Raw genomic sequence first — 9,076 nt, 5'->3', positions numbered from 1 at the left:
TCAACTCTGAGCAGGCCATTTCACTGGATTCACTAAGACCCCTAGTGCTTGGCTAAAGATATAAAAAGCTTGTTCTTTCCGTATTGAATCTTTGGAAAAAACAAGCTTTTATGTAATTTATTTTTCTTAACGTTGTTAATCCGCATAAATAGGACGGTACCCCTACTAGTACAAGTCACTATGGAATAACCATAGAAGGTTTGCATCACGGATACCTCAGATAAATAAAAAAACGGTTATTTTATACAATTTTAACTATCAAATTTAATATAGTATAAAATATTATTATCTAAGTCTATTACTCCTAAACTATAGTTACCTGTATTTTCATAGTACACATTCGGTTCAGTTTCCAATCCATTATCCAATCTATACCTATCCAAAAAAGTCCAATATCCATTCTTTACTTCAGGTATCAAGGCGTCTTGTATCAAAGCCTCATTAAATTCGTTACCATATACTCTTTCTTGTATTTCAATTGGAATGGGTGTTTTTAACCATTCCCGCTTTGATTTTTCCATTATTTTGATTATATCATCATCTTCTAGTTTTGCTTTAGCTATAGTAGCACCATCTCCTAAGAACCAATGATGACTGTCTTTATATTCGAATTCTAAAGTGATAGGAATACTAGAATTCAAATCTTTAGATATCTTTCTATTCATCGAAGTGTAATAGCTAATAAAAGCAAAAAGTACTAAACAAATTAAAGATGTCAGCGATATAGCCATTATAACAGCATTCTTTTTTTTCATGTCCAAATTCCCCCTCATTCACCATAGTTTAATATACTTATCTACTCTTACCAAATAGAGGTTTCCAATACAATTAATTTAAGAAGCCATAGTTTCTCTGTCTTCACGACCTTTTCCTTTCCCCTCGACATCGCCGAAAACGGGGAACTTGAGATTTTACTCCATTTCATTCATTTAAGAGTCTAAGATTATACTTTACAGCTCTTATGGATTTTCTCATTTGTTTAGATATGTCCTCTACGCTTAAGTTTTCTTTTACTAAGGCTTTCAGCACAGTCAGCTCGACTTCTCTAAATCGGGGGACGCCGAGATATGTGTAAAAACCGGCCACATCTTCTGTGAACACGTTGATATGACCGGTTTTTGCTCTTAAAAGAGTACCATCCGCAAAGCCGACAAAACCCACACTAAAACTATCATCTGTCAAAATCTTATCGTCTCCCTCTGCTCCTCAATCGACAGCGTAGTATAAATCCTCGTAGTCTCAAGCGAGCTATGCCCGAGTATATTCGCAAGCTCTAGCACGTTCTGGTTGTTGTGGCGCAGCCACTGCTTTGCGAAAAGGTGCCTGAAGCTATGAGGGTAGACCTTACATTCACTGACTCCGGCGAATTTGGCTATTTCCTTCAGCTGTCTGAATATATTCGACCTGTCTATCGGGTGGCCGTTGGAAGTGCGGAATATTGTACCGGAGCTTATGCCTGTCGAGTTTACATAATATTTGAGATCTTCTACAAGATTTTCAGAAAGCGGTATATACCTGTGCTTCCCCTTACTTTTGACATCCATATAGCCGTTTTTAAGCGACTCCACCGTCAGAAACTCCAGCTCCGATACCCTCATGCCGGTGTAGTAGAGAGTCAGCATTATATACTTAAGCCTGATCTTTTTCAGATTCTCCGCTGTCCCTATCAGCTTCCAGAACTCGCCTTCAGTTATAACATTGTCCAACGACGTCTTTCGCTGCTGCCTCTCCTGCTTCAGCTTGAGGTCTAGGCCGCAGAACTTCAGGTAGTTGTTCACTATGGTGACTTTGTTGTTCACCGTGGACAGCTTGAAATTGTCTAATAGCTCCCTTTTGTACTGGATCAGCAGCTCCATAGAGACTTCCGCCCCGTCTGTAAACTCCAGAAAGTCCTGGACGTCCTTTAGATACTTCCTTATAGTGCTTTCAGTGAGTTCCCTGAACAGCAGATCTTCCCTATACGCACTTAGATTTTTCATTTTGTCAGCTCCCATATATTGAAATATTAGGTTCTAAATATCTCTATTATATACTAAATTTGGGCAAAAGGCACCATAATACCTAGTTATGTTGTTTGGTTTTTGGAATGTAGTATATACGAGAATATATTTCAGCTCTTCCAGGCATTGAATTTGTAACGTTTGAAATAATGTATTCTATGGTATAATGTTAATGTTAATGTTAGTATTAGTATTAGTATTAATATTAGTGTTTATTGTTTTAGATATACGGAGGAGGAATATCTATGACACTCTCAGAAATCAAAATTAAAACAAGCCACAATAAAGAAGCAAGATTACAGCGTATAGCTGATCTGTGCAACACAGATGGAAACTATAAGAAGAATAGAAGAAAACCTAGAGCTAAAGCAGAGCAAGATATATTGGATACGTTCGCCGTTAGGGGCTACTATTAATTATGTACGATATAGAATGGGCAAATCAGTATCTTAAGAAGCTTGATCCTGAAGAAAAGTTCAATACAATGATAAGGACAGTTGGAGTTTTAACCAAAGTGCTAGAGTCAAAGGATATAAGTCCACCTATAATAGTTGGCGGCCTTTCAGTTGAAATATATACTAACTCTGACTATGCAACTAGAGATATCGATTTTCTGTCTGGAGACATTGACAAAGTAAAATCTATTCTAGAAGAGTTAGGCTTTAGCAATTCTGAAGGTAGACACTACTACAATAGTGATTTGATGGTTGCTGTAGATGCCATGGATATAGCCTACGAGGGTTTGGCCGGGGCATATGATAAGGTAGAAAAAATCGACATAGATGATGAACTATATGTAAAAGTCATCTCTAGAGAAGATATAATAATGGACAGAATCAGGGCATACCTGCATTGGAAGGAACATGACTCAAGATACTGGGCTATGTTTATAATAGAGACGTATTTTAACGAATTAGATATAGATTATATGACTACAGTCGGCAGAGGATCGGAAGTTAAATCTGAAGCCAATGAAGTGATAAAGTGCATAGAAGAATTGGGTCTGAGTTCAAATTAACCACTATTGCTGAATAAAGTGATGGTGGTTTTTATATAATAATTTATATGAAAATAAAGCTGTTTTTATGAATATATATGATAGAATAAAGTTAAGAAGTTTAGTTCGAGTCTATATAATGTAAAACAAGGAGGGAAAATCATGAGCGCTGTTATAAGCATAATTAACCAGAAGGGCGGCGTGGGAAAGAGCACTACTGCACAAGCTCTGGCCGCCGGATTAAGTCTTAAAGGCAAATCAACACTACTGATAGACCTTGATCCGCAGGGAAACACAACATACACAAGAAGTACAAGAGGTACAAGAAGTACGTTGTATGATGCACTTACCAAGAAATCTGATATATCTGGGGCTATAGAGAAGTCTGATTCAGGAGATATGATCGCCTCCAGCTCAGATCTGTCGAGGCTGGACATAGAGCTAAGCAGCACCGGCAAAGAATATAGACTTAAGGAAGTGTTGGAGCCTATAAAAGGCCAATATGACTTCATAGTTATAGACACCCCGCCTGCCCTTGGAATTATAACAGTAAATGCGCTTACAGCTAGCGACTTCGCAGTGATTCCAGCTATAGCTGAGATATATAGTATTCAAGGTGTTGGGCAACTGTACAGCACTATAAAAGCTGTCAGAGATTACTGCAATCCAAACTTAAAGATACAGGGAATACTTCTTACAAGGCACAACGAGAGAACTATTCTAAATAGAGATATGAGAGAGATTATTGAAGACACAGCTTCGCAGCTTGGAACTTCCATATACAATACATTTATAAGAGAGGGAATCGCCATAAGAGAATCCCAGGCTAAAAAACAGGACATATTCAGCTATGCACCTAAAAGCAATCCGGCTTTAGACTATCTTGACTTTGTAGATGAAGTTTTAGAAAGGAGCAACCTATATGAGTAAAAAAAGCTTTAAAGACGATAACCCTGCACTGGCATTTATATCTGTAGATAGCGATTCTAATGCACAAGAAGTACAAGAGGTACAACATGTACAAGATGCACACGATACACAAGAAGTACAAGAAGTTCATCCTACACAGGGTAAGAAAGGGAAGAAGCTTCCTAGAATAAACATGGCTTTTAGTCCAGAGAACTTAGAATATCTCCAGCTTATGAGCCGTCTTGAGGGTATTAGTATTACTCAATATGTAAATAACCTTGTTGCAAAGGATTGCACCAAGAAAAGTGACATTGTAGACAAAGCCAAAGAGATATTGAAGGGAGTTTAGCAAATGAGCGATTTGAAAGTTTACACACTGAAGGAAGTAGAGCCTATTTTAAAAGTTACTCAGCGGACTCTTTACAACTATATAAAGTCGGGAAAACTCAAAGCCGTGAAGATCGGCAAAGAGTGGAGAGTCAAGCACAGTGATTTAGAAGATTTCTTGAATGGAAAGTAAATATTACATGAAGAATATCCAATACACAAGAAGTACAATATGCACACGATACACAAGAAGTTTAGCGGTGGATTGTGAAAGAGGGTTGCTTATATTTAGAGCACCTTCTTTTTTTAATTGCATCTTTTTTTCTTAAATGAATCTTCTAGGTTTTTCTAGACACAACTTAACAAGACTATAATTAGTTTGGTTGCAGAAAATTAATAGTTCAAAGAATTACCTGGTCAAAAATATGAGAGAATAAGGAATATTTATCCTTAAAATAGAATTAAACTAGGGAGTTTTAGAAGTGGGTCTGGAGTGAGGTGACAAAAGCTGGGAAAGTTGCAAAGAGGATATAAATCTGAACATGACAAAGCAGAGGTTCGGGAAACCTCTTTAAAAAAATCTATGTAGCTGGTCCGACTGAAGAATATTCGGAGGCGATTCTATCTCCGACCGTTCTTCTCCTTTATAAGCGCTTCCAGATCGTCGTTGCTGTACTTGCTTGAACGTTGCTCGAAGTTGTGGAAAGCCGTTTTTCTAGGCTGGCTGTAAGGCGCAGCATATCTTGGCTTTTCCTGTTTTTTTGCATTAGATTCGTCTTTGACATCCGACTCGTCAAAGCTGTTCGCGTACTCCTTTTGGGCCTTCTCAAGCGCAGACTCCTTGACTATGTTCTTTATAACCGACTTCATGTAGTTGAGTGGATTCTTCACGTAGCTTGTGACACCTGTCCTTAGGTTTCTGATGCAGATTTTGAACGCCCTGTCGCAAAGCTCCTTTCCGTGAAGCTTTCTAAGCTCGTTTCTGGCTTCTTCGAAAGTAGTCTTTATCTTCTGGTAAGGGCTCTCTGTTTGGACTTTGACATCTCTGGACTCCTGGAATACAGGCTTTCCGTGCTTCTCGGCCACGAAAGTATAGAGATGAGTGTCGTTCCACTTCCTGCCGTCTGGACGGACTACAGGTCGCTCTGTCTTCCAGATAAGCCCTTTCTCCACCAGCTTATCTATGTATTTTTTCGCCGTATTTCTACAGCACCCCATGGCCTTGGCTATAGTGCCTATTCCAGGAGTCGCAGTATGTTCTGTATTGCATTTGAAGCTTCTCAAAATCTCGTAGAAGCCACGTTCCATAAATGTAAGTCCGTATTGCTCTGCCATGTTCGCCGATACCACGGCGTTTATATCGTATGATTTCATCAAAAAAACCTCCAATTTGGCATGAACCCATGCCAAAACCGGAGGTAAATTTACTCTAAATTATTGACTATCATAGCAAAGTACACTATAATAGAACAATAAATAGTCAAAAAAACCTTAAGGTTTTGGCATGTGTAAGAGGTATTCTCAAACTTTGGTAGGGGAGAGAGTGCCTCGTTTGTGTTTATGCCGTTTATTTTATTGTCATAATTATATCACTAAAGATTTCTATATACAAGAAATTTCAAGGTCCGGCGGATGCCGGGCCTTTTCTAGTTCCCTGAAATGCAGGAAACTTCGCCAAAGTTTTAAACCCATTCCTGTATAGAAAGTTGAGACTATGGCCGGGGCGGTGCGGAGCACGGCCCCGGAACTTTCGAAGACGAACAGTATGTGTCCAAATGCGAGTTGTACAAAACGGAGCTTTTGTGGTGGAGCATTGCCACAGCGGAGCGGATCGCTCGGCTCTGCCGAGTGGCACAAAAGCCCCGTTTTGTTGCTGAAGGGACTCTGAAAAAGCCCCCAACTCGCCAGTCTCAGGCACTGGCGCACCCGGGAGATTCCGGTGGCACAGGAGGCTTCGCCGGCGACCGCAAGGGAGCGCGGGCGGGGAAGTGGCCTGTGGCTACGCTTCAAGCACCAGCAAGCTGTAGGCGCGCAAAAAACCGCACAGCAAAGCTAGACCTGGCTCTTCTGCCGTCTTAGTTCGTCTTTATAATCGCATCGAATCCGGCTGCTTTAAGCCTGGAAACCATATTGAGGGCGTTCTCCCTTTTGGAGTACGCTCCTACCTGTACGCGAAATGAAGCTTCTTGGTTTGGAGATTTATTGGGTTTAGGTATTGAGGGCGAGACTTTGGCGAGCTCGCTTTTGAATACGTTCCAGCGTTTCCAGTCGTTGCCGCTCATGCTGCGAGGGCAAGTCTTCCTGCTGGCGTCGTAATGTCTGACAATATTTTCGATTGGTATGCCGTGCTTTGACATAAGGTGCTCAGTAAGTTCCCGGGCATTAGCTATGGACTTCTCTAGATTTCCTGTAAGGCATATCTCTATGGACAGGCTGTTGTTGTTAGTGATGCCGTACTTTCCTTTCCCGTCGCCGCAGTGCCAAGCAGAGTCCTCATCTTTTATGATTTGAATGATGTTCTCGTTGTCCACGAAGTAGTGCGCCGAGGCATTCCTGTTTCCACCCCCGAAGTATTTCCAATGGTTTATGGCTCCGGCGTTCGGGTTGCCAGTGTCATGTACCACTATATACTTGGGCTTGTTGGTCCCTTTGTTGTGGTTGTGGAATATAGGATAGAACTGTATTGGAAGCATTGAATTCTCCTTTCTAAAGAAAAACACATAAAAACCTACCAAAATACATCGAATACATGATACAATATAAACAGGAAATTGTCTACCAATTATGGAAACTGATTTACTTTTGGGATCTGAAAGGAGAGAGAAAAGTATGAAAAAAGGACTTAGCTCGTTGCCTGAAGGATTTCAAACGATAGCTGCTATAGTTGGAATGGAGAAGGCCATAGAGCTGTCCAAGGAGTTCGGAGGGACCACGGTCTACATACCGACCCACAAGACGACCACAAGGCACCGTAGAAACGAGAGCATAAAAAAAGACTATAGGAATGGATATTCCTATAGTCAGATTTCCAGGAAATACGACCTGTCGCTTGTAGCGGTAAGGCAGATTATTTCTTGTGGTAGTTGATTACGAGTTCCCGGACCAGTTCTATGACCAGTCCAAGCAGCGCGAGGCATACAACCCCAAGTACGCCGCTGTTGGCAAGCTCTCCATCTTTTAGAAGTTCCAGAATTTCCACTGAAACACCCCCCGAAATAGCATTTCCCCACTAACAAAGAAAAAGCCGAGGAATCTCGGCTTTTTCGCATTCTAGATCTATGCTGGCAGTTCGTGTTGAACCCTGTTAGTCTTAATTATACTAACGTCTTTTACTCTGGTTATGTTCTGCCCCTTGATTTCAAACGTACTTGCTATTATGCCCGCCATCTCTGTCACATAGAGATCTGACATTTCAGGGTTTACGTCCCTTATTAGAAACTTGTCTTCTTCCCCGTTAGCGAGCACAACCTCCAGTTGTAAATCTGTTCTTAGAAGTTCCATCTATTCCGCACCTCCCCTCTCCTATTTTACTGTGTTCCCCCCGGCTAAAGCTATACTATTGCTCTTCTAGTAGTAAGCACCGCGCTGTTTACTTCCAGAAAGCCCATCAGCTCTGGCGTGTTTATGGCGAAGTCAGTTATCTGCGTGTCCGTGAGATCCTTCCTTACTCCTTGTAGAGTCCTTGTTTTGACCTTGCCAAGTCCGTCCGTGAACTTGATTGCTATACTAAGTGGCAGCATGGTAGCACCCCCTTTCGTTTATTGATACCAGTATCTCAAAGAAAGGATAAGAGGTGTAGGGAAAGTGCTTTAGGAAAGTGGTTTGGTGGAATAGTTAAAGCCGGAGAGGCTTCTCCGGCTTGGTTCGCAATATAATAAATATGCGTTGTTCTAAAAGAGCACCTTTATAAAATTCTAAGTTACAATTCGTTGACTTGATTGAATGGAAAAAACCTTATCACAGCTTTTCCACGAACACTTTCTTGCTTTATACTTCCAAATCTTCGACTATCCTTACTAGCACCAAGAGCTCTATTATCTCCTATAACAAATATTTCTTCATCGCCAACTAATGTTTCTCTGCTCTCATTATCGGAAGTCGTATAAGAGTCTTCGTCTATATAATTTTCTTCTAATCTCTCTCCGTTAAGGAATACACTACCATCCTCCACTTTTACTATATCGCCTGGTAATCCAATAACTCTTTTTATATAAGAGGCGTCCTTATCTGGGGCTTCGAATACGATTACATCACCTTTTTTAAAGCGTTTTAGATTTAGATTATATTCTAACTTACTTATAAAAATTCTATCTCCAGTGCTTAGAGTCGGTTGCATAGATGTTCCTTCCACAACAATAGTTTCGAAGAAAAAGCTCTTTAGAAAAAAAGCTAGAATTACTGCTATAACTATGCTTTTTGAATATTCAATTACGGTACTTCGGTTAATTGCTAACTTCATGCCTCAACTTTCCTCCTTATGATAATTCGTATTTTAGTAAGATTGAAAACTATTCAAAAATTAGATTTACTATTTATTCTTAATAACCCCTATCATCAATTCTCCAATCACTTGTTGGATTATCTCTTATCAAAACCCACTGATAATCTGTATACGTACCTGGGTCTAAAACAGGATTACCATTCTCCCCCGAATCATCAACATCAAAGCTTGATAACAAGACAATAGTATTCTCAGGTTTAATTCCACTTGCCAAGCCTTTACCAGTTTCCAAATAAAGCGTAACAAGAGAATCGGATTTGTCTTCGTCATACCATATTTTTGTTAGAGTAGCTGCAGGAAAGTCAAAATTATTCTTTACAGTATCTATTGCTTTATCTACTT

At 40.1% G+C, this 9,076-nt stretch carries 16 protein-coding genes; 6 read left to right on the top strand and 10 right to left on the bottom strand.

What is annotated here, in order from left to right:
• Positions 1–251: 251 nt before the first annotated feature.
• The 3 genes from EUAN_RS11850 to EUAN_RS11840 form a co-directional block, all read right to left on the bottom strand.
• Positions 252–755, bottom strand: a complete 504-nt coding sequence (locus tag EUAN_RS11850; protein ID WP_071064778.1) for a hypothetical protein — start codon at positions 753–755, stop codon at positions 252–254.
• Between the two features lie 166 nt (positions 756–921).
• Entirely contained in the window at positions 922–1,182 is a 261-nt protein-coding gene (locus tag EUAN_RS11845) for a hypothetical protein (RefSeq protein WP_071064776.1), read from the bottom strand.
• Entirely contained in the window at positions 1,179–1,979 is an 801-nt protein-coding gene (locus EUAN_RS11840; RefSeq protein WP_169817394.1) for a tyrosine-type recombinase/integrase, read from the bottom strand. The genes EUAN_RS11845 and EUAN_RS11840 overlap by 4 nt, the downstream gene beginning before the upstream one ends.
• 266 nt (positions 1,980–2,245) lie before the next feature.
• On the opposite strand from EUAN_RS11840, the gene EUAN_RS12720 reads away from it, so the two are divergent.
• The 5 genes from EUAN_RS12720 (at position 2,246) to EUAN_RS12390 (ending at position 4,426) form a co-directional block, all read left to right on the top strand.
• Positions 2,246–2,416, top strand: a complete 171-nt coding sequence (locus tag EUAN_RS12720; protein WP_169817393.1) for a hypothetical protein — start codon at positions 2,246–2,248, stop codon at positions 2,414–2,416.
• 2 nt (positions 2,417–2,418) lie between these two features.
• The gene (locus EUAN_RS11835) at positions 2,419–3,018 is read left to right on the top strand and encodes a DUF6036 family nucleotidyltransferase (protein WP_071064772.1); all 600 of its coding nucleotides are present in this window, start codon (positions 2,419–2,421) and stop codon (positions 3,016–3,018) included.
• A 141-nt stretch (positions 3,019–3,159) separates the two neighbouring features.
• Positions 3,160–3,927: a ParA family protein gene (locus tag EUAN_RS11830; protein WP_071064770.1), complete on the top strand. Its 768-nt coding sequence runs from the start codon at positions 3,160–3,162 to the stop codon at positions 3,925–3,927.
• Positions 3,920–4,255, top strand: a complete 336-nt coding sequence (locus tag EUAN_RS11825; protein WP_071064768.1) for a hypothetical protein — start codon at positions 3,920–3,922, stop codon at positions 4,253–4,255. Before EUAN_RS11830 ends, EUAN_RS11825 begins: the two co-directional genes overlap by 8 nt.
• Positions 4,256–4,258: 3 nt before the next feature.
• Entirely contained in the window at positions 4,259–4,426 is a 168-nt protein-coding gene (locus tag EUAN_RS12390; RefSeq protein WP_084655931.1) for a helix-turn-helix domain-containing protein, read from the top strand.
• Between the two features lie 428 nt (positions 4,427–4,854).
• On the opposite strand, the gene EUAN_RS11820 is transcribed toward EUAN_RS12390, so the two are convergent.
• Together EUAN_RS11820 and EUAN_RS11810 are read right to left on the bottom strand one after the other, a co-directional pair.
• On the bottom strand, positions 4,855–5,607 hold the full coding sequence (locus EUAN_RS11820; protein ID WP_071064766.1) for a helix-turn-helix domain-containing protein: 753 nt from the start codon (positions 5,605–5,607) through the stop codon (positions 4,855–4,857).
• A gap of 701 nt (positions 5,608–6,308) precedes the next feature.
• On the bottom strand, positions 6,309–6,926 hold the full coding sequence (locus tag EUAN_RS11810; RefSeq protein ID WP_071064762.1) for an N-acetylmuramoyl-L-alanine amidase: 618 nt from the start codon (positions 6,924–6,926) through the stop codon (positions 6,309–6,311).
• A 136-nt stretch (positions 6,927–7,062) separates the two neighbouring features.
• Here EUAN_RS11810 and EUAN_RS11805 point away from each other — a divergent pair, with 136 nt between their 5' ends.
• Positions 7,063–7,320, top strand: a complete 258-nt coding sequence (locus EUAN_RS11805) for a Mor transcription activator family protein (RefSeq protein ID WP_071064760.1) — start codon at positions 7,063–7,065, stop codon at positions 7,318–7,320.
• Here the strand turns inward: EUAN_RS11805 and EUAN_RS13010 are convergent.
• From EUAN_RS13010 to EUAN_RS11785, 5 genes are all read right to left on the bottom strand, one after another.
• Positions 7,301–7,432, bottom strand: coding sequence for a hypothetical protein (locus tag EUAN_RS13010; protein WP_281182100.1), 132 nt, complete (start codon positions 7,430–7,432; stop codon positions 7,301–7,303). The genes EUAN_RS11805 and EUAN_RS13010 overlap by 20 nt on opposite strands.
• A gap of 77 nt (positions 7,433–7,509) precedes the next feature.
• Positions 7,510–7,734: a hypothetical protein gene (locus tag EUAN_RS11800; protein ID WP_071064758.1), complete on the bottom strand. Its 225-nt coding sequence runs from the start codon at positions 7,732–7,734 to the stop codon at positions 7,510–7,512.
• Between the two features lie 50 nt (positions 7,735–7,784).
• Positions 7,785–7,973, bottom strand: coding sequence for a hypothetical protein (locus tag EUAN_RS11795; RefSeq protein ID WP_071064722.1), 189 nt, complete (start codon positions 7,971–7,973; stop codon positions 7,785–7,787).
• A gap of 179 nt (positions 7,974–8,152) precedes the next feature.
• Complete coding sequence (gene lepB / locus EUAN_RS11790) at positions 8,153–8,692, bottom strand: signal peptidase I (RefSeq protein ID WP_071064756.1); 540 nt, start codon at positions 8,690–8,692, stop codon at positions 8,153–8,155.
• A 79-nt stretch (positions 8,693–8,771) separates the two neighbouring features.
• The coding region (locus tag EUAN_RS11785) for a DUF4829 domain-containing protein (RefSeq protein WP_211266369.1) at positions 8,772–9,076 on the bottom strand (305 nt) is incomplete at its 5' end.

The sequence above is a fragment of the Andreesenia angusta genome (assembly GCF_001855385.1).
Taxonomy (GTDB): domain Bacteria; phylum Bacillota; class Clostridia; order Tissierellales; family Gottschalkiaceae; genus Andreesenia; species Andreesenia angusta.
The sequence above is the reverse complement of the archived record's forward strand: the minus strand, read 5'-3'. Positions and strand labels throughout refer to the sequence as shown.